This window comes from Nocardioides daejeonensis (assembly GCF_003194585.1).
Lineage (GTDB): Bacteria > Actinomycetota > Actinomycetes > Propionibacteriales > Nocardioidaceae > Nocardioides > Nocardioides daejeonensis.
In genome coordinates, this window is the sequence record NZ_QHKZ01000006.1 from 238,544 (window position 1) to 256,420 (window position 17,877).

The 17,877-nt window shown below is 69.3% G+C and carries 17 protein-coding genes; 1 reads left to right on the forward strand and 16 read right to left on the reverse strand.

The window, feature by feature from the left end:
• Positions 1 to 3: 3 nt before the first annotated feature.
• The 16 genes from DNK54_RS16580 to DNK54_RS16655 form a co-directional block, all read right to left on the reverse strand.
• Positions 4 to 1,557, reverse strand: coding sequence for a choice-of-anchor P family protein (locus tag DNK54_RS16580; protein ID WP_110208103.1), 1,554 nt, complete (start codon positions 1,555 to 1,557; stop codon positions 4 to 6).
• Entirely contained in the window at positions 1,554 to 2,258 is a 705-nt protein-coding gene (locus DNK54_RS16585; protein WP_110208104.1) for an ABC transporter ATP-binding protein, read from the reverse strand. Before DNK54_RS16585 ends, DNK54_RS16580 begins: the two co-directional genes overlap by 4 nt.
• Positions 2,255 to 3,046, reverse strand: coding sequence for an ABC transporter ATP-binding protein (locus DNK54_RS16590; protein WP_110208105.1), 792 nt, complete (start codon positions 3,044 to 3,046; stop codon positions 2,255 to 2,257). Before DNK54_RS16590 ends, DNK54_RS16585 begins: the two co-directional genes overlap by 4 nt.
• Positions 3,033 to 5,033, reverse strand: a complete 2,001-nt coding sequence (locus DNK54_RS16595) for a branched-chain amino acid ABC transporter permease (protein ID WP_110208106.1) — start codon at positions 5,031 to 5,033, stop codon at positions 3,033 to 3,035. The genes DNK54_RS16590 and DNK54_RS16595 overlap by 14 nt, the downstream gene beginning before the upstream one ends.
• A gap of 28 nt (positions 5,034 to 5,061) precedes the next feature.
• Positions 5,062 to 6,558: an ABC transporter substrate-binding protein gene (locus tag DNK54_RS16600; RefSeq protein ID WP_110208107.1), complete on the reverse strand. Its 1,497-nt coding sequence runs from the start codon at positions 6,556 to 6,558 to the stop codon at positions 5,062 to 5,064.
• Between the two features lie 119 nt (positions 6,559 to 6,677).
• Positions 6,678 to 7,052 carry a carboxymuconolactone decarboxylase family protein gene (locus DNK54_RS16605; RefSeq protein WP_110208108.1) on the reverse strand — a complete coding sequence of 125 codons (375 nt, stop codon included), beginning with the start codon at positions 7,050 to 7,052 and terminating at the stop codon, positions 6,678 to 6,680.
• An 85-nt stretch (positions 7,053 to 7,137) separates the two neighbouring features.
• Positions 7,138 to 7,998, reverse strand: a complete 861-nt coding sequence (locus DNK54_RS16610; RefSeq protein WP_110208109.1) for an NAD(P)-dependent oxidoreductase — start codon at positions 7,996 to 7,998, stop codon at positions 7,138 to 7,140.
• Positions 7,995 to 8,744 (reverse strand): SDR family oxidoreductase, encoded by a 750-nt coding sequence (locus DNK54_RS16615; RefSeq protein WP_110208110.1) that lies wholly within the window; start codon positions 8,742 to 8,744, stop codon positions 7,995 to 7,997. Before DNK54_RS16615 ends, DNK54_RS16610 begins: the two co-directional genes overlap by 4 nt.
• Before the next feature lie 15 nt (positions 8,745 to 8,759).
• Positions 8,760 to 10,235, reverse strand: coding sequence for an aldehyde dehydrogenase family protein (locus DNK54_RS16620; RefSeq protein ID WP_110208111.1), 1,476 nt, complete (start codon positions 10,233 to 10,235; stop codon positions 8,760 to 8,762).
• Complete coding sequence (locus DNK54_RS16625; RefSeq protein ID WP_204164649.1) at positions 10,232 to 10,870, reverse strand: nuclear transport factor 2-like protein; 639 nt, start codon at positions 10,868 to 10,870, stop codon at positions 10,232 to 10,234. The genes DNK54_RS16620 and DNK54_RS16625 overlap by 4 nt, the downstream gene beginning before the upstream one ends.
• 129 nt (positions 10,871 to 10,999) lie before the next feature.
• Positions 11,000 to 11,194 (reverse strand): ferredoxin, encoded by a 195-nt coding sequence (locus DNK54_RS16630; protein ID WP_110208112.1) that lies wholly within the window; start codon positions 11,192 to 11,194, stop codon positions 11,000 to 11,002.
• A gap of 43 nt (positions 11,195 to 11,237) precedes the next feature.
• Entirely contained in the window at positions 11,238 to 12,596 is a 1,359-nt protein-coding gene (locus DNK54_RS16635) for a cytochrome P450 (RefSeq protein ID WP_110208113.1), read from the reverse strand.
• On the reverse strand, positions 12,593 to 13,372 hold the full coding sequence (locus DNK54_RS16640) for an SDR family oxidoreductase (RefSeq protein WP_110208114.1): 780 nt from the start codon (positions 13,370 to 13,372) through the stop codon (positions 12,593 to 12,595). Before DNK54_RS16640 ends, DNK54_RS16635 begins: the two co-directional genes overlap by 4 nt.
• Positions 13,373 to 13,454: 82 nt before the next feature.
• The gene (locus DNK54_RS16645; RefSeq protein ID WP_204164650.1) at positions 13,455 to 14,669 is read right to left on the reverse strand and encodes a cytochrome P450; all 1,215 of its coding nucleotides are present in this window, start codon (positions 14,667 to 14,669) and stop codon (positions 13,455 to 13,457) included.
• Positions 14,666 to 15,244 (reverse strand): TetR/AcrR family transcriptional regulator, encoded by a 579-nt coding sequence (locus DNK54_RS16650; RefSeq protein WP_110208115.1) that lies wholly within the window; start codon positions 15,242 to 15,244, stop codon positions 14,666 to 14,668. Before DNK54_RS16650 ends, DNK54_RS16645 begins: the two co-directional genes overlap by 4 nt.
• Positions 15,245 to 15,327: 83 nt before the next feature.
• Positions 15,328 to 16,650, reverse strand: coding sequence for a TolB family protein (locus DNK54_RS16655; RefSeq protein WP_110208116.1), 1,323 nt, complete (start codon positions 16,648 to 16,650; stop codon positions 15,328 to 15,330).
• Between the two features lie 166 nt (positions 16,651 to 16,816).
• On the opposite strand from DNK54_RS16655, the gene DNK54_RS16660 reads away from it, so the two are divergent.
• A complete protein-coding gene (locus tag DNK54_RS16660; RefSeq protein ID WP_110208192.1) occupies positions 16,817 to 17,821 on the forward strand; it encodes an LLM class flavin-dependent oxidoreductase in 1,005 nt (334 codons plus the stop codon).
• Positions 17,822 to 17,877: the final 56 nt, after the last annotated feature.

Sequence of the window (17,877 nt, forward strand, 5' to 3'; positions counted from 1 at the left end):
TGGTCAGACCTTTCGCAAGTCGGGAAGGCCGGAGTCGAGTCCGTGCGTGCAGGCGCCGCCGGCCCCCAGGGCCAACGCACCGGCACGCCGGAACCAACTGCCGGCGGCGACCGCGAGCGCGATCGCGCCCACGGTGAACATGCCGGGGATCGAGAAGAGCTTGGGCAGGCCCGCGCTCACCGCCTCCGAGGGCGGCAGGTCGCTCGCCGTCTCGCTCTGCGGTACGTCGGCACTGGGCGCCTCCGGAGCACTGGGCGCGTCCGGGGCAGGGCCGGAGGTGTCGGCCGGAGTCGTGTCCTCCGGCGTCGCACCGGTGTCGGTGGGGTCATCGGTCGGCGTGGTCGGCGGGGGCATCAGCGGCACCGTCTCCAAGGTGGAGCGCGCCTCGCCCAGGGTGATCACGACGCGCGGCGCCAAGGAGCCGAGCCCGGCCAGCACGCTCTTGAGCGGGCCCGCCTGGTCAGGGACGAGCTCCGCCAGCTTGCCCAGCGGCAAGGCGGAGAGGATCGGCTTGAGCAGGTCGGTCTTGATCTCGACCGTCAGGCCACGGCTGACGACCGTCGACTTGCGACCCTCGACGGTGCGCTCCTGCTTCGGCACCGTGATGGTGATGCCCAACTGCTCCAGCGCCTTCGCCGGGTTGGCCGACAGCCCCGGGATGCCCTGCTTCTTGCCGACCGCTTCGATCCCCTCCGGGCCGATGGTGAACTCCTGCCCGAGGACGCTCATCTCGCCGTAGGTGTTCTTGCTGTCGGCGGTGGGCTTCTCACCGTCGCTGGCGGAGGTGGCAACTGCCTTCACCCCGGAGAGTCGGACCAGGCCGCCCAGAAGGCTGACATCACCCAGCAGCGACCGGGAGCTCACCTTCACGCTTCCGTCGACGACCTTGCTCGACGACGTCGAGACGTAGCCGTTGAAGTCGATGAGCGCCCCCAGCCCGGCCGGCATGCCCGGGATCGACGGTGCCGCCTTCGCGGTCGGCGCCAGCTTGTCGAGGCCGAGACCCCCGAGCAGCGCCGTCAGCGGGTTGTCGGCCTTGCCCTCCTGCTCCTCGACGGAGCCGTCAGGAGTGAAGCCGGTCGAGCCGGTCGCCTGGTTCTCCCCCGCGCTCGCCCGCATCACCATGCCGGGGAACGGCTCGTCCTTCGCCTCCTGCTCGTCGGAGGGGTACGCCGCGTTGACCTGCACCGGGTAACCCTTGGCGAAGAGCTGGGGCGGCAGGCCGAGCTGCTCACCGAAGGTCTTCAACCCCTCTCCGACCGGGTCACCGGGCCAGAACCAGCTGGCCCGCCCGGAGCTGCTGCCCGAGTCCGCCTTGACCTTGCTGTAGGCCATCATGAACTCCAGCTGCGGCGTCGCCGGGATCGGCAGGGACGGCTCGAAGACCTCCACATGCACCGGCGCGGCCCAGGCCGTGGCCGAGTAGCCGAACGCCGGTCCCGGAGGCGGCGCCGTCTCGTCCTCGGCCACGGCCGCCCCACTCATCCCCCAGGGCAGGAGCACGCCGACCAGTGCGGTGGCGGCCAACAGACGAGGTGCACGGCGACCGGTGCTCATGCCGCCCCCAGGATCACGTCGGCCATCGATTCCATGATCTCCTCCGGCTCCCCGGTGGCCACGATGCGACCACCCGTCATCACGGCTGCGTAGTCCGAGACCCGCAGCGCGGTGCGCGCGAACTGCTCGATGCACAGGATCGTCACACCCGTCTCAGCGATCTCGCGCACGGTGTCGTACAGCTCCTCGACGATGAGCGGTGCGAGACCCATCGAGAGCTCGTCGAGGAGGAGCAGCGCAGGGTCGGAGGCCAGCGCGCGTGACATCGCGAGCATCTGCTGCTCCCCTCCCGACATCGTCCCGGCGAGCTGCCTACGCCGCTCGAGCAGCCGCGGGAAGTAGCGGAACGCCGTCTCCATCACGGCGTCCGCCGGCACTCCGGCGTACGACATCAGGCGCAGGTTCTCCTCGACTGTCAGGTTGGGGAAGACCGAGCGCCCCTCCGGAACGGTGCACAGTCCCACTCGCGCGAGCGCGTCGGAGCTGGCGTTGCGCACATGGACGCCACCGAGATGCAGGTCGCCCGCGGTGGCCTCCTTCTGCCCGCTGATCACCTTGACGAAGGTGGACTTGCCGGCGCCGTTGGGGCCGAGCAGCGCCATGACCGCCCCGCGCGGGATGGTCAGGTCGACGCCGCGCAGCACCTCGATCCGCCCGTAGGCGGCGTGGATGCCGATCGCCTCCAGCATCGGGACAGTCATGAGGTCACCGCCGGGATCGTCGTGGTCGCGTCGAGGGGCGCCAGATCGTGCTGGGTCTCGTCGGTGTCGCTGGCGCCCAGGTAGGCGGCCTGCACCCGCGCGTCGGCACGCACCTCCGCCGGGCTGCCCGAGCAGATGATCTCGCCGAAGTCGAGCACGTGGATGTCGTCGCAGACCGTCATCACCAGGTCCATGTCGTGCTCCACCATGAGGATCGCCTTGCCCTCCGACGCCAACGCGATCAGCAGCTCGCCGAACGCATCGGTCTCCGACTCGTCGAGCCCCGAGGAGGGCTCGTCGAGCAGCAGCAGCTTGGGGTCGCCGACGAGGCAGCGAGCGAGCTCCAGGAGGCGCGCGGTGCCGGTCGGGATCGAGTCGGCCCGCTCGGCGGCGTACTCGCTGATCCCGACCCGGTCCAGCGCCTCGTCGACGCGCGCGCTGGAGCTGCGCATCAGTCCGCCGAAGCCGCCCGCGATGTCGAGCGCCACCCGCACGTTGTCGCGCACGGTCAGCGAGCCGAACGCCTCCAGCCGTTGGAACGTCCGGGCCATCCCCCGCCTGGCCCGACGGTGTACGGCGGTCCTCGTCACGTCGCGGCCACCGAAACGTACCGAGCCCGAGGTGGGTCGCTGCAGGCCGGTGATCACGTTGAAGCAGGTGGTCTTGCCGGCACCGTTGGGACCGATGAGTCCGGTGATCCGGCGCTCGTCGGCGGTGAAGCGGGCCTGGTTCACCGCGGTGACGCCGCCGAAGCGCACCACTACGTCGTTGACCTCAAGGAGTGGCATGACTGGTCTCCTCCTCCGCAACCAGGTCGCCGGCGGCACGCGGCGCCGGCAGCGGCTCGCCGATGAGGTCGAGCCCCACCGGCTCGAGCTCCTCGTCGTCGGCCAGGTTCGGCGCCCAGACCGGGATCCGCTCACGGATCCAGGGCTCGGCCTGACCGCGCACCCAGCGCCCGAGCCGGAAGAGCTGGTTGGCCAGGCCGTTGGGGTCGCGCCCCAGCGCTACCGCTCCGAAGCCGAGCACGACGAAGAAGAGGCCGGCCAGCTCCGGGTTGTTGGCCTGCAGTTCGGGCAGCAGCATGAGGCCGACGCCGCCGAGGCAGGCACCGGTGACGGAGGTGATGCCGAAGACGACCGCGAGCAGCAGCAGCGGCAGGCTGTTGAAGAACTGGAAGTCGGCGGCGCCGATGGTGCCTCGGAGCCCGGCGAAGAGCGCCCCCGCGAGGCCGGCGAGCCCAGCAGAGAGGGCGAAGAGACCTACCCGGAACCAGCGCTGGTCGAGGCCCAGCGTGCCGCAGGCCGACGGGCTGTCGCGCATCGCGACGAGCAGCCGTCCGACCACTCCGCGGCGGAGCGCCAGCACGGCGAGCGACATGAGCACCAGGAAGACCACCATCACCAGCACATAGCCACTGGTGGATTCGATCTTCACGCCCAGGACCGAGAGCCGGTCGGCAGGCAACGTGCCGTTGTAGCCGAAGGCCCACTCCTCCTGGAAGATCATCTTGTCCATGAGCACGCCGAAGGCGAGCGTCGCCAGCGCCAGGTAGAGGCCGGTCAGGCGCAGCACCGGGAGCGCCACCAGCGCGCCGACTCCGGCAGCGATCAGCGTGGTGAGCACCAGGCCGTAGAGGTTGGGCTCGGCGAGCTTCGAGTAGGTCAGCGCCCCGACACCGGCGAAGGTGAGCTGCGCGAGCGAGACATGCCCGCCGTAGCCGGTGAGCAGCACCAGCGACAGCATCACCATGGCGAAGGTGGCGGCGGTGCCGACCAACAGCAGGTTCGCCTCCGACATGCCGGTGGTGACCACGATGACGACCAGCAGCAGCACAACACCGCTGATCGCCGCACGCAGCAGCGAGGGCACGGGCGCGGAGACGATCCCCTTGACCTGGCCGATCCGAAGCTGGGCCTGGGGGAGCAGCACCAGCAGCAGGAAGAGGAAGAGCGCCGGGATCACCGGGCGGATGCCGGCGATGAAGCCGTCGGTGGGCAGGTAGCCGACCGCGAGCGACTCCAGGATGCCCAACGCCATCGCGCCAGCGAAGGTCAGCGGCAGGCTCTTGAGCCGGCCGAGCATCGCGGCGGCGTAGGCGTTGATGACCAACAGCGTCAGCGCGTAGTAGTCGAGCCCCACCACGGGGGCCAGCAGGATCCCGCCCAGGGCAGCCAGTGAGATCCCGATCGCCCAGGCCAGCTGCGCGACCCGGTCGGGCCGTCCCCCGAAGAGCTGGAGCAGCTCCGGGTTGTCGACCGACGCGCGCATCGCCGTACCCACCCGGGTGCGGTTGAGCAGCAGGTAGAGCAGCGTCGCCACCAGCACCGAGCAGACGATGGTGATCAGCTGGTGTGCGGTGACATAGGTGGAGCCCACCTGGTATCCGGTCTCCGGACGGAACGGCATCAGGATGCGCGCCTCCGGCGGCCAGAGGTACTGCGCCACCCCGATCAGGCCGACCAGCAGCCCGACGGTGACCACGAGGGAGACGCTCACCGGAGCATCCCCGAGGCCGCGGGTGACGAAGCGCTGGATGAACCAGCCGATCGCCGGCGCCACCACACCGAGCACCAACACCAGCGAAAGCCACGTCGGCAGCCCTTGGCGCACCGAGAAGTCCCAGAAGGCGAAGGCCAGCACCATGCCGAACGCGCCGTGGGCGATGTTGAAGACCCGGGTGGTGGCATAGGTGAGCACGAGGCCGCTGGCCGCGATGGCGTACGCCGCCCCGGTGAAGACCCCGAGCACCACGAAGGCGAAGAACCCGCTCACCTGGTCGCTCCCGACATCTCGTCCATGGTCAGCCGCCGATGCCGGTGCTGACCATGGAGCCGCACATGTAGCTGCCCGGGCTGACCTGGCGCCAGGTGCTGCCCTTGAGCTGGATCACCTTGGTGCACTCTGCGCCCACGCTGGCGCCGATGTGCTGCTTGGCGTGCAGCCCGTTGCCGGTCCAGTCGTTGACGCTGTTGATCGCCGAGATCAGCGTCTTGCGGTCGAGGCGGCCGCCGAGGGCGAGCGACTTCTCCACGAAGAGCCGGGCCGCCGACCACGCGTAGAGGCCGTACATGTTCGGCGCCGCGCCCGGCTTCACCTGCTGGAGCCAGGAGAGGTAGAGCTGCATCTCCTTGTTGTTGCGGTTCTCGAACAGGTCGTTGGACATGAAGACGAAGCTGCCGTCGCCGTCGCCGCCGGCCTGGTCGACGTACCGCTTGTCGTAGATCGTCGCGTCCTGGAGGTAGACGTCGGGCTTGAACTGCTGCTGCTTCATCGCCTGCTGGAGCTTGACCGTGTTCTGGTACGGCCCCTGGTACATCACGAACTTGATGCCCTTGCTCTTCATCTGCTGGACGTAGGGCGCGAAGTTGAACTCGGCGACGTCGATGCCCTGCTCGTAGTCGACCTTGAAGCCGATCTTCTTCCAGGCCGCCGCCATCGACTTCGCGTTGACGGGGGCCGCACCGGCGTTGATGTAGAGGACCGCGGTGTGCTGGGTGGCGTCCTTGTACTTCGACATGAACCACTTGCCGTAGGAGTCCGGCACCTTCGAGGTGCCGACCGGCTGGGTGGCGAAGCAGGTGGAGCACTTCTGCCGCTCCGGGTTCACGCTGACCGACCGCAGGTCGGGCAGGCCGCAGCTCTGGGTGACGCCGGCACCCCCGGAGTCGAAGGCCGACATCGAGCCGACCGCGGCGAACGCCTGGTCACAAGCCTGCAGGTAGGCCTTCTGGTCGGCGCCCGCGTCGGCCCGCGAGTCGAGCGCCATCACCTCGAGCTTGCGCCCGCAGATGCTGCTCTGCGAGTTGAAGTAGGCGACGTACGCACGGGTACCCATCTGGGCCGACTCGAAGATGCCCGGCACCGGCCCCGAGAGGTCGGAGACGTTGGCGATGGTGATCTTGGAGTCGGTGATGCCGGTCTGGTTCTTGAAGCCGTTGCAGCTGGCCTTCGGACCGTCGCCGGTCGACGAGTTCTCACCCTTCTGCGGCGAGTCGGAGGCGTTCTGGGTGCCCGGCTTGTCGGAGCTCCCCGTGTCGCCGGTGTCTCCTGTGCTGCCGGTGTCGCCGGTGTCCCCCACGTCGCCGACGTCACCGGTATCGCCGGTATCGCCGGTGTCCCCCACGTCGCCGACGTCACCGGTATCGCCGGCCTCGTTGGTCGTGCCGTTGACCTTGGCGACCGTGTCTGGGTCCAGCTGGGATCCGCAGGCCGCCAGCGTGACGGCCAACGATCCGGCCAGCAGCGCGGCGGCGAGCCTGGTGCGCCGGCCGGGACGTCGCAGAGGGAGGAACGACATAGGGGCAGGTCCTCGCAGATCAGGGGGTCAGGGCACCAGTTTCAACGAGGGCTCTATCAACAAGTTACTGGTGAATGTGACCGCGACCACGCGGCCGGCCGGACATGCGGCCCCGAGCCTCACCGGGACTTGGCGATCGTCTCCTCGACCAGCGAGTTCAGCCGCGCGCCGACCGGCCATCCGGCGTAGTGGCAGAGGAAGATGACGATCTCCCGCAGGGCATCTGCATCGAGTTCGCCAGCTGCGACGGCCGCCGGGATCTGGATGGTCAGGACGTCGTGCGCGCCTTGTCCGGCCAGGAGTCCGATCAGAAGCAACCGGCGGTCCCGGTCACTCAGCCCGGGCCGGTTCCAGATGTCGGCGAAGAGGTGGTCGGCTGTGTAGCCGAAGAAGTCACCGTCGCCGTCGGACATCGTGAAGCCGTAGACCTGCTCCATCTTCTCCAGCCCACGACGCCGGGTCTCCGGCAGCCGCGCGAAACGCTCGTCACTCATCCGCTGCTCCTTCACTCATGGTCGAACTCGACGAACTCCCGGTGGTCGAGCCCTTCGACAGGCTCAGGAACCACCTGTCGAGACCTCACACCTCATTCCGGCAGCCCAGCCCGGGGCCGAGTCGCTCCAGCGCGAGCCGCGCCATCGGCGTCTCGACACCCAGCCCGTCGGCCAGCTCCAGCGCGAACCCGAGGTCCTTCTCCCCCAGTGCGCGGACATGGCCGAAGATGCCGGCCCAGAAATCGTCGGCCGGGAGGGGCGCCGCGGTGGCGCGGTGCATGATCGCGCCGGGGCCGCCGGTGATGGCGTCGGTGTGGCGCACCACGTCGCCGAGCGCGACCAGGTCGAGCCCGGCCGCCTCGGCCAACCGCTGGGCCTCGGTGGCCGCGGTGAAGGCGGCGAAGTGCATCAGGTTGCGACACAGCTTGAACGCGGTGCCGGCGCCGACCGGCCCTGCGTGCACCACCTTGGAGCCCATCGCGGCTAGCACCGGCTCCGCCCGCGCGTACGCCGTCGCGTCGCCACCCACCATGATCGCCAGGGTGCCATCGGCCGCCCCCATCGCGCCGCCGGAGACCGGGGCGTCGAGGACCGCCATGCCTGCTGCCGACGCCCGGGCGTCCAGTTCGGCGGGTGTGGTCGGCGCGACCGTCGAGTGCACGAGGACGACGCGCACCATGCCGTCGGCCGCAAGCACCTCATCGAGCACCGAGCGCACCTGGTCGTCGTCGCGCACCATCACCGACAGCACCTCGACCGAGGCCGCCAGCTCCGCCACCGAGGCTGCTGCACGGGCGCCCGCGGCAGTCAGCTCCGCCATCGGCTCCGGGGCCACGTCGAAGACCGACAGCGCGATGCCTTCTGCCGCTGCCAGCCGCAACGCCATCGGCTTGCCGATGTTGCCGAGGCCGACGAACCCGACCGGCGTGGCGTCGTACTCGCTCACGAGCGGAAGACCTGACCGCCGTCGACGGCGAGGATCTGACCGGTCACCCAGCTCGCGTCGTCCGAGAGCAGGTAGAGGCAAGCGCCGACCATGTCCTCGGGCTGACCCATCCGCTTGATGGCCAGGCTGTTGCGCACGATCTCCTGGGCGGCGTCGCCGGCCTGCACCCGCGTGGCAGGCGTGTCGGTAGGGCCAGGAGCGATGGCGTTGACACGGATGCCCATGCCGCCGAGCTCGTGCGCAAGCTGCTGGGTAAGGCCGTTGATGCCCACCTTCGCCAGGCCGTAGAAGCCCGAGTAGAGCCACGCCGCGGTCGACGACTGGTTGACGATCGCGCCGCCACCGCGCGCCTGCATGTGCGGGTAGCAGGCGCGCGTGACGACCAGTGCGCCGTCCATGTTCACGCTCATGAACCGTCGGTAGTAGTCCCAGTCGACGGTCACCAGCAGGTCGAAGGCCATCTCTCCGTAGATCGCGGCGTTGTTGACCAGCAGGTCGATCCCGCCGTACTTCTCCACGGCCGCCTCCGCCAGCGCCGCAGCGGAGGCCGGGTCCGCCACGTCGGTGCGCCAGAAGCTGGCGCACCCGCCGTCGGCCTCGATCTCCTTGGCGACGGCCGCGCCGGACTCCTCGTTGAGGTCCGCGACCACGACCGCCGCCCCCTCCGCTGCCAATGCACGCGCGTATGCCTCGCCGATGCCCTGAGCCGCGCCGGTCACGATCGCGACCTTCTCGTTGAACCTCATCTGACTCACTTCTCCTCACGCCGGTTCGGCGACGACCTTGGTCTCCAGGTACTCCTCGAATCCGGCGACGCCCATCTCGCGGCCGATGCCGGAGTGCTTGTAGCCGCCGAAGGGCGCGTCGGGACTGAACCAGACCCCGCCGTTCACCGCCATCGTCCCGGTCCGGATCCGCGCCGCCACCGTCTTCGCCCGGTCAAGCGAGCCGGAGTCGACCGAGCCGGAGAGCCCGTAGTCCGATTCGTTGGCGATCCGCACGGCGTCGTCGTCGCCGTCGTGGGGAATGACCACGAGCACCGGGCCGAAGATCTCCTCCTGTGCGAGCCGCGACCCGTTGTCGAGCCCGGCGACCACGGTCGGAGCGATCCAGTAGCCGCCTGCCAGCTCGCCGTCCATGGTGGCGACCGTGCCACCGGTCGCGAAGCTGCCCCCATCCGCCTCGACCAGGTCGAGGTACGCAGCCACCCGGTCCCGCTGCACCGCAGAGATGACGGGCCCGCAGATGGCACCCGGATCACTCGGGTCCTTGGCACCGATCGACTCCATCACCGCGGCCGCCGCCTCCACAGCGACGTCGTACTGCGCACGTGGCACCACCAGGCGGGTGGTGAGTGCGCAGCCCTGGCCGGCGTGGATGCAGGCGGCGAAGGCGGTCGCGCCGGCCGAGGCGGCGACGTCGGCGTCGTCGAGCACGACGGCTGCGGACTTGCCACCCAGCTCGAGGAAGACCTTCTTCAAGGTAGGGGCTGCGGCCGCCATGATCGCCTTGCCGGTCGAGGTCGAACCGGTGAAGGAGACCATGTCGATCCGAGAGTCGGTGGCCAGTACCGAGGCGACCTCGTTGGAGCGCGGAGTGACCACGTTGAGCACGCCGGGCGGGAGGTCGGTGTGCTCGGCAGCGATCCGACCGAGCTCACAGGCCAGCCACGGCGTGTCCGGCGCGGGCTTGAGCACGACCGTGCAGCCGGCCGCGAGCGCCGGGCCGATCTTGGCCAGGTTGATCTGGGTAGGCACGTTCCACGGGGTGATCGCGGCGACCACGCCGACCGGCTCGCGGTGCACGGTGCGGCGCGAGGCGATGCCCATCGGCGAGGCGACGCCGAGGTCGGTGCTGAACGCGTACTCCTCCAGGAGGTCCGTCACCCAGCGCAGGCCGTCGACCGGCACGTCGAACCCGGCGGCGCCCATCATGAAGGTCGGCATCCCGACTTCGACGGTGGTGAGCGCCTTGAAAGCATCGGCGTTCTCGAGGAGTGCGGCATGCAGCTGGCGCAGGCACCGGACCCGCAGCTCTCGATCGGTCGCCCAACCGCTCTCGTCGAACGCAACCCGAGCCGCGGCGATGGCTGCCTCGACGTCGTCGGCCGTGGCATCCGGCGCCGCACCGATCGGCTGGCCGGTTGCAGGATTCAGGATCGGGTACGTCGCACCGTCCGACGCCGCGGTCAGCTTGCCGTCGACGAGCAACCGGGCAGGGGGCGGCAGGGTGGTCATGAGGTGGTCTCGACAGGCTCGACCGACGTCTGGGTGACGAAGTCACCGCGCTCGACGGGCGGCGGCCAGACCGTGGACGGCAGGTCCTTGAGCCTGTAGTGCCCCGGCTGGGACGGACCGTGCACCGCCATCCGGTCGAGCAGGCCCTGGGGCGCCTTGCCGGAGGAGGCGAGGGCGAGGAACGTGTGCGCCGTCGAGCCCAGGTCGAACCAGTCGCGCTGCCAGGTGAACTTCACCTGGCCGGCGTCCGGCCCCGACGTCATCCGGTCGACGCCGAACCAGGATCCGCCGATGCCGAGGATCTCGAACTCCTCCCCCGTCGCGTCGTCGAGAATGCCGGACCGCTGCTTCCAGAAGCCGCAGACCATCCCCTTGGCCTCGTCGACCATGGTGGCCTGGTAGTCGTAGTGCCACCCCTCCAGCCCGGCCATCTCCTGACCGATGGCGAGCTCACGGATCTCCTCCCGCCCGATGGCCATGAAGTGCTCGTCGGGGGTGTACATCCAGCCGTAGGTCGCGTCCTCCGCGTAGTGGTCGGCCATGATCTTCCAGTCCCCGCGACGCTCGGCCTCCCGGTTGATCTCGAGCCAGGAGTTCCAGAACTCCTCTATCTCGGCCCTGCTGAGGTTGCTCATGCCTGCTCCTGTCGATGTGCCACGTTTGTCATGTTGAAGTGCCAGTTCCGTCGTGTTGAGAAGCCAGTTCCGTTGTGTTGAGAAGCCAGTTGCAGCTGGTTGAGACGCCGGTTCTTCGCCCCACCAAGCTCAGTCGTGCAGCGTGAGTGCCATCGCCGGGCAGTACTTCACCGCGGTCGCGACGGCGTCCCGCAGCGACTCGTCCGGCTCCTCCTCCAGCAGGACGACGACATCCGTCGCTGCGTCGAACCCGAAGACGGACGGCGCCTCGCCCTGGCACATCTGGTGCCCCTGGCAGAGACCGGTGTCTGCCTCGACCCTCATCGCGCGCTTCCTCCCGCCGTACGACGCGCACCCTGGCAGGACATCAGCGGACCCTGCGGCGGTAACGGACCCGGCAGGGCTGCTCCAGCTGGATCACCATCTTGGAGGTGTCGTCCCGGTAGCTCTCGGCAGGTTGGGCCATCTCGAAGGTGTAGTCCCGCAGGATCACCGAGAAGATCGCCTTGAGCTGCATCATCGCGAACGCGTTGCCCACGCAGCGGTGCTTGCCGGCGCCGAAGGGGATCCAGGTCCACCGGTTCTGCAGGTCCTCCTGGCGAGGGTCGATGTAGCGCCCCGGGTCGAACCGATCCGGCGCAGGGAAGTCCGCCGCGATCCGGTTGGAGACCCTCGGCGTGGCGCCGACCATCGTGCCGGCGGGGACCGCGAACCCCCCGAGCTCGACCTCCTCCTGCGCGACCCGCAGCAGCAGCACCAGCGGTGGGTGCAGTCGCAGGGTCTCCTTCAGCGCGGCCTCCAACTGGGGAATCGAACGCAGGGCCTGGAAGGAGACCTCGGAACCGTCGGCATACAGATCGTCGAGCTCGGCGACGACCGACGCCATGATCGACGGGTTGCGCAGCAACTCGATCAGCGTCCAGGCGGCCGTCCCGGAGGAGGTGTGGTGGCCCGCGAACATCATCGAGATGAAGATGCCGGTGATGACGTCGGCGGAGTAGTAGGCCGAGCCGTCCGGGTTGGTCAGCGAGATCAGCACGTCGAGCAGGTCGCGCTCCTCACGCGGCACGGTGCCGCGGGCCACCCGCTTGTCGATGATCTCCTGCACCAGCGCTACCAACCGCTCCCGAGCCGCGTCACGGATCCGGAACGACTCGATGTCGGCGTAGGGGTCGACGTACGCGATGGCGTCGGTGCCGCGCTCGAGATCGTGGTAGTGCTGAGCGAAGGAGGCGTCGAGCTCCTCGCGGAAGGGCTTGCCGATCAGGCAGGAGGAGGTCGTGTAGATGGTGAGCTCGGCGAAGAAGTCGAGCAGGTCGATCTCACCCTCCTCGCCCCAGCCGGCGACCATCCGGTTGATCTCGGCCTCGATGGTCGTCGCGTGTCCGCGCATCATGTCGCCGCGCAGCGCCTGGTTCTTGAGCATCTCCTGGCGTTGCTCGGGGGTGGCGTCGAAGACGACACCCTTGCCGAAGATAGGGGTCATGAACGGATAGGCCTCGCCCTGGTCGAGCACCGAGTCCGGGGCTCGGAAGAACGACTCGTTGGCCTCGGCGCCACTCACCAGCACGACATCGCGGTCGCCCAGCCGGAAGCGGCCGACGTCGCCGCACTCCTCGCGCACCCGGTGCAGCAGACCGACGGGGTCGTGCCGAAGGTCTTCCAGGTGGCCATGCTCGTGGCCGGGGAACTCGCTGGAGACCTCGGGGATCCGGGTCAGGCTCATGACTCCTCCAGAGCGATCTCGGGCTGCACCTCGACCAGGGGCAGCATCGCGCCACGCGGCATCCGCACCATCGTGGCGATGACGTCGGCAACGACGTCGGGCTTCATGAAGTGACCACTGCGGGTGAAGCCGAGCTTGCTCCAGCCCTCCAGCACCATGGTGGTGTCCTCCGCGTTCCAGTCCATGCCCATGCCGGTCATGGTCGGCCCGGGGCGCACCACACCGACCCGGACGCCTGTGCCTTCGGTCTCGAGCCGCAGCGACCGAGCGAATCCTTCGATCCCCCACTTCGTCGTGGCGTACGACGACATGAAGGGGCGAACCTGGTCGGCACAGTCCGAGGAGACCAGGACGACGTCGCCACGGCGCCGCTCGACCATGCCGGGCACCAGGGCCCGCACCAGTCGGTGCACACCGAGCACGTTGATCTCGACCTCGCGGGCGAACTGCTCCGGGTCCGTCTCGATGATCCGCCCCGGCCGGAGTACGGCGGCGCTGCAGACGAGCGCTTCGACCTCCCCCAGGTCGGCACGCACCGCAGCGGTGAAGTCGGCGACGGAGTCGGCCGATGCGGTGTCGAGGGGGTGCGCGACCGCCGTACCACCGTCGGCGGTGATCGTGGCAGCCAGTTCGGCGCAGGCTTCGGCCCGGCGGGCACCGAGCGCCACCGGATGGCCGAGCGCGGCAAGAGCCGTCGCGGCGGCCGCGCCGATGCCCGAGGAGGCGCCGGCGACCACGACGGGGCGGCGCTCGGGGTGGTCGGGAAAGACGCTCATGCCGTGCCCTCCTGCGGCCTCACTGCGGTGCCCCACTCCGGCGCACCTCGTACCTCGGCGCATCGCCGCGGCGTCTCCTCGTTCATGCGCGAACCCTCTCTCGCAGGGCTACCTTCATCGGGACGGAGGCGAAGCCGCGCACGTTGGTGGAGTGGACGCGGACGCACCGCTCGTGGTCGACCTCGATGTCGCTCACCCGGCGGACCAGCTCGTGCAGCACGATCCGGGCCTCCAACCGGGCAAGGTTCGCGCCCAGGCAGTAGTGGCGGCCGCCACCGAAGCTGGCGATCTGCGTCAGCTCGTCCTTGTCACGGTGGATGTCGTAGGCGTCGGCCCGGGTGAAAACACGCTCGTCCCGGTTGGCCGAGCCGAGCACCAGCATCACCTTGGAGCCGGCCGGCGCCACCACGCCGTCGATCTCGTAGTCCGTCAGCAGATGCCGGGCCAGCATCTGACTGGAGGTGTCGAAGCGCAGCGTCTCCTCGATCCACACGTTGACCAGGTCGCGGGCCGGGTCGAAGACGGCTGCGAACTGCTCCGGGCGCTGGGTGAGGTGGAAGACGGCGTTGCCCAGGAGCTTCGTGGTGGTCTCGTTGCCCGCGACGACCATGAGGAAGAGGAAGGCGATGATCTCTTCGTCCTCCAGCTTGTCTCCGTCGACCTCCGCCTGACACAGCGCCGAGGTCAGGTCGTCGACCGGGCGTACTCGACGCTCGGCGACCATCTCGGCGTAGTAGGCGACCAGGTGCAGGGATGCCTCCATCCCGGCGACCGGCACATCGCGCACGCCCTCCTCCCGATGCACCACGAGGTCGGCAAGACGGCGGATCTCGTCGCGGTCGGCTGCGGGCACGCCCATCATCTCGGAGATGACGTCCATGGGCAGCCGGCCGGCGACGTCGGTGATCCAGTCCAGCTCGCCGTCCAGGGAGGCGTCGAAGTAGTGGGCGGTGAGCTGCTCGATCCGCGGGGTGAGTTCCTGCACCCGCTTCGGCGTGAAGCCGCGGGAGACGAGCTTGCGCAGCCTGGTCTGCCTCGGCGCGTCCATCGCCAGGAACGACATCACCTTGTAGGCGTCGGGACGCCAGGCACTGGCGTCGAGGGAGACGCCCATGGCGTTGGAGAAGCGGGCGTCGTCGCGCAGCGCGGCGGTCACGTCGGCGTGCCGGGTGATCGCCCACAGGTCCAGGGCCGTGTTGTGATGCAGCGGCGCGTGCTCCCGCAGCTGCGCATAGGTGGGGTAAGGGTCCGCTTGGAACCCGTAGTCATAGGGGTCGAACGCCAACGTGCTGGTCACGCCTGCTCCTTGAGGATCACCGCGGTCACCGCGTCGAGTCGATCCCGGAACTCCGGGTAGGTCATCAGGCCCATGCCGACCTGGAGCAACGCGCCAGAGAAGGCGAGCAGCAGCGCATCGAGCACGTCGGCGCGGTTCGCGTCGCCGAGCGCGGCGGCGAAGCGGCGGGCGAACTCCGATCCGATCCGCAACCGCAGTCGCTCGACCTCCGGGTCGTCGCCGAGCAAGGCGGGGGTGACGGCGGCGGTGATCTCGGGCGCCGCATGCAGCAGGTCTGCGAAGTGGTGCACGACCGCGCGCACACGCTCGTACGCCGTCTCCTGCGTCACCTCCGGCGCTGGATTGTCACCGAGCAGCCGGGCGAACAGCTCGGCGTAGAGGTGGTTGCGCGAGGCGAGGTAGGTGTAGGCAGTGGCCGGCGAGACGCCCGCCCGCTGCGCGACGGTGCGCACCGTGAGCGCATCGCGACCCACTGCGCGGAGTTCGGCCTCGCCGGCAACGAGCAGCCGCGCGTAGGTCTCGGCCTGCCGCGGGTTCAGCCCCTGGCGGGGGCCGCTGGACACCTGACTGGACATGTGTCCAGTTTGGCGACGTGAAGGGGGAAGCGCAAGGGGTCCGGCGAGACTTTCTCACCGGACCCCTCACGTCGAACCACGTGTCAGCGGCGCACCTGGACCGCCCGGGAGGTCGCCGACCCGTCACGGAAGCCTGGACGCTTGGCCGTCACCCGCACCGCGAGTCGCTTGCCCCGATCGCCCTTGCGAACCTTGTAGGTCGCCTTCGCTCCCTTCGCACCCTTGATCGCCTTGCCGTTGCGCAGCCAGCGGAAGCTCACCGCCGTGGGCGCCTTCGACCAGGTGCCCATCGTTGCCTTGAGGATCTTGCCGGCGGCGGCCTTGCCCTTGACCTTGGGCGCCTTCTTGGCCTTGAGTGCCTGGGCAGCGCTCGACGTGCCGGGGGCATAGGTTGCCTTCGACCAGTCCGGATCGCTGCCGCCGGCGATGATCTTGCTGACGACCGCACCGCCTTCGCAGGCAGCGAAGTTGCTGATCTTGTAGATGCTTCCGTACTGCTCGTAGACGACCTCGTCATCGGTCGGGCCGAAGCTCGGTCGTTCGTGATGACTCAGGTAGGGCTCCGGGACCTCTCCCTCCTCGACCGAGGCGCATGCGAACGTCGGTGGGGCGGGAACGCCGGTGCGCGGGTTCCCAGCCACCGTCGCCAAGGCCAGCATGTTGCCGCCGCTGCCCAGGAACGCCAGGTGCGTGCCGCCCGGTGAGAGCACGGGCTCGCTGAGGTCCATCCACTCCAGCCAGCCGAGCTCGAAGACGTCCTCGTCGCGGAACCAGGTCGTCGACTCGGCGCCGCTACCCCAATCGCGCAGCTGCACGGGTCCCGACCGGGAGAGGACGATGCGCGAGTTCGTCAGCCACGACGCGTCCGTCCCCTCGAAGAGGCCGCCGTCGAAGTCGACATCGCCGTTCCCGACCGTGCTCAGCGCGGTCAGCGACTCGACCGTCCAGGAGGTGGAGCCGCTGTATTGGACCGTGCGGAACTGCGAGTAGGCGACTCGCTTGCCGTCCGGCGAGATGGCCGGCTCCGTGAGCCGCGTGACGCGGATGGTCGTGCCGGCACCCTCGATGAAGAGATCACCGGGCGTCATCGAGTTGAGCACCTTGCCGGACTGGTTGATCACCCGGATCGTGTTGTCCCCCTTCATCACCGCGATGCGTCCGTTGTCGGAGATGCTCGGCTCCGCGTAGGGGCTCGACGCGGTGCCGTCAGTCGTGATCCTGGTCTGACCCGAGCCGTCTCCCCGCGCCACCCATACGTTGTTGCTCTTGATGAAGGCGATGGTCCCGCTCGAGGTACCGGCGCCGGCCGCATAGGCCGACGTAGCCGTCATCGCACCCGACGTCACAGCACCGAGGGTCGCCACCAGGGTCAAAGCGGTCGCACTCGCGACACGTCTCCATCGCATTCAAGTTGTCCTTTCGTCGAACCTCCGATCCTTCACTCGTTGCCCTTCCCGCCGCGTCGTCCCAGGTTGACAGTCGGGTCCGACTTTCGTCGTACGGCAAGCGCGGTCAGGCGCCTGAGTGGAACCGCCGGCCGAACCTGTCGGCGAGTTCTGCGAGGCTGCCGCCATGGCCGTCTTCGTCACCCGCTACGACTTCCGCGCCCCCGACGCCTCCCCCGAGCAACGCCAAGAGCTCTTCGCCCGCGCGGTGCGGCAGGCGGCGTACGTCGACCGGCACGGCCACGACGTCCTGCTGCTCTCCGAGCACCACGCCTCCGCGGACGGCTACCTGCCGAGCCCTCTGGTCGTAGCCGGCGCGTTCGCGGCGGTCACCGAACGGATCCAGCTGTCGGTCTCCGCGCTGCTCGCCAATCTCTACGACCCGGTGCGGCTCGCCGAGGACATCTCGGTGCTCGACCACCTGAGCAAAGGCCGGGTCAGCTACACCTTCGGGCTCGGCTATCGCACCCTGGAGTACGACCTGCTCGAGCGCGACTGGCACACCCGCGGCGCCGACCTCGAAGCACGCCTGCAGACCCTCCTGGCAGCGCTGCGCGGCGAGGAGATCGACCGGGGCGGGCAACGCCACCGGATCACTCCCGCTCCTTACAGCCAGCCCCATCCGATGTTCCTGCAGGGAGGCGGCTCGGTCGCGGCAGCACGTCGCGCGGCCCGGCTGGGCATCGGATTCGCACCGCAGACAGCCGACCCGGGACTACGAGCGGCCTACGAGGACGCCTGCCGCGACCTCGGCCGCGATCCCGGCTGGGTGATGGCGCCCCCGAGAAGCGGGCCCGCTGCCATCTTCTGCTCCGAGGAGCCGGGCGCCTTCTGGGAGCAGTACGGAACCCACCTGCTCCACGATGCCACGGCCTACCAGGCCTGGCGCGACGAAGCGGGGCGGGACCCGGCAACGGCCACGCACGTCGCCGATGCCTCCACCTCGGTCGAGGAGATGCGCGCCGCCGGCGTCTACGCCGTCCTGCACCCCGACGACCTGATCGCCAGGCTGCAGGCGAAGGAGATCCGGGTGGTGACCAGTCACCCCTCCTGCGGCGGGCTGCCTGAGGAGCCATCGTGGGAGCACCTGCGCCTGCTTGCCGAACGGGTCATACCCGCCGTCCGCGGCTGACCGTCGCCGGCCGAGCGTCTCGCCCCGTGCTGAGTGGGACTCCGACCCGCGTCGCC

Coding starts and splice junctions, on each gene's coding strand:
- DNK54_RS16580 (WP_110208103.1), bottom strand. CDS start 1,557: ATGAGCACCGGTCGCCGTGCACCTCGTCTGTTGGCCGCCACCGCACTG.
- DNK54_RS16585 (WP_110208104.1), bottom strand. CDS start 2,258: ATGACTGTCCCGATGCTGGAGGCGATCGGCATCCACGCCGCCTACGGG.
- DNK54_RS16590 (WP_110208105.1), bottom strand. CDS start 3,046: ATGCCACTCCTTGAGGTCAACGACGTAGTGGTGCGCTTCGGCGGCGTC.
- DNK54_RS16600 (WP_110208107.1), bottom strand. CDS start 6,558: ATGTCGTTCCTCCCTCTGCGACGTCCCGGCCGGCGCACCAGGCTCGCC.
- DNK54_RS16605 (WP_110208108.1), bottom strand. CDS start 7,052: ATGAGTGACGAGCGTTTCGCGCGGCTGCCGGAGACCCGGCGTCGTGGG.
- DNK54_RS16615 (WP_110208110.1), bottom strand. CDS start 8,744: ATGAGGTTCAACGAGAAGGTCGCGATCGTGACCGGCGCGGCTCAGGGC.
- DNK54_RS16620 (WP_110208111.1), bottom strand. CDS start 10,235: ATGACCACCCTGCCGCCCCCTGCCCGGTTGCTCGTCGACGGCAAGCTG.
- DNK54_RS16625 (WP_204164649.1), bottom strand. CDS start 10,870: ATGAGCAACCTCAGCAGGGCCGAGATAGAGGAGTTCTGGAACTCCTGG.
- DNK54_RS16630 (WP_110208112.1), bottom strand. CDS start 11,194: ATGAGGGTCGAGGCAGACACCGGTCTCTGCCAGGGGCACCAGATGTGC.
- DNK54_RS16635 (WP_110208113.1), bottom strand. CDS start 12,596: ATGAGCCTGACCCGGATCCCCGAGGTCTCCAGCGAGTTCCCCGGCCAC.
- DNK54_RS16640 (WP_110208114.1), bottom strand. CDS start 13,372: ATGAGCGTCTTTCCCGACCACCCCGAGCGCCGCCCCGTCGTGGTCGCC.
- DNK54_RS16650 (WP_110208115.1), bottom strand. CDS start 15,244: ATGTCCAGTCAGGTGTCCAGCGGCCCCCGCCAGGGGCTGAACCCGCGG.
- DNK54_RS16655 (WP_110208116.1), bottom strand. CDS start 16,650: ATGCGATGGAGACGTGTCGCGAGTGCGACCGCTTTGACCCTGGTGGCG.
- DNK54_RS16660 (WP_110208192.1), top strand. CDS start 16,817: ATGGCCGTCTTCGTCACCCGCTACGACTTCCGCGCCCCCGACGCCTCC.